We start from the raw sequence: 838 nt of genomic DNA on the forward strand, positions 1-838 counted from the left end.
GTATCGGGTGTCGGAGCAAAATCCTGTGCCGATTGCGCGCAATATCATCGCGGCAAAGATTCAGGCGAGTAAGCGGGTGCTTCAGCGGCAGATTCGCAATTATGGCGAGGATGTGGCGATTCAAGGTGCGGTCGATTCTTTGAATATTTCGCTGCGGCAGTTGAAGGGCGCGGCGGAGCTGGACGTGGTGCGCGGTATTGAAGGCGATGCGGCGGCGCGTTATTTCGGCGTGTTCGGGCAGCTTTTGAGCGAAAAAAGCGGCTTTTCTTTTGACGGGCGTAACCGCCGTCCACCCAGAGACGGGGTGAATGCGCTGTTGTCGTTTGTGTACAGTCTGTTGGGCAAGGACATCAGCGGCGCGCTGCAAGGCGTGGGGCTAGACCCGCAGGTGGGCTTTCTACACGCCGACCGACCGGGGCGCGACAGTTTGGCGCAGGATATTTTGGAAGAATTCCGCGCGTGGTGGGCGGACAGGTTGGTGTTGTCACTGATTAATCGCGGGCAAATAAAACCACAGGATTTTGTTGCCGAGGCAAGCGGCGCGGTGAGCCTGAAAGCCGATGCGCGTAAGTTGTTATTTCAAGCCTTGCAGGAGAAAAAGCAAGAGAAAATCGTTCATCCGTTTTTAGGCGAAGAAGTAGAAATCGGCTTGCTGCCGTATATTCAGGCAATGCTGTTGGCGCGGCATTTGCGCGGGGATTTGGCGGAATATCCGCCGTTTTTGATTAGATAGGTTTGCAGGTCGTCTGGAAACGGATTGGACGTTTTCAGACGACTTTTAAAGCAGCCTGTATATGGGAATACAAAATGCTAATGTTGATTACTTACGATATTTCGC

The 838-nt window shown here is 53.5% G+C and carries 1 protein-coding gene; it reads left to right on the forward strand.

What is annotated here, in order from left to right; all coding sequences use genetic code 11:
- The coding region (gene cas1 / locus ACTHUR_RS12975; protein WP_440398909.1) for a CRISPR-associated endonuclease Cas1 at positions 1–733 on the forward strand (733 nt) is incomplete at its 5' end.
- Between the last annotated feature and the right edge of the window lie 105 nt (positions 734–838).

This window comes from Neisseria sp. P0021.S007 (assembly GCF_051956855.1).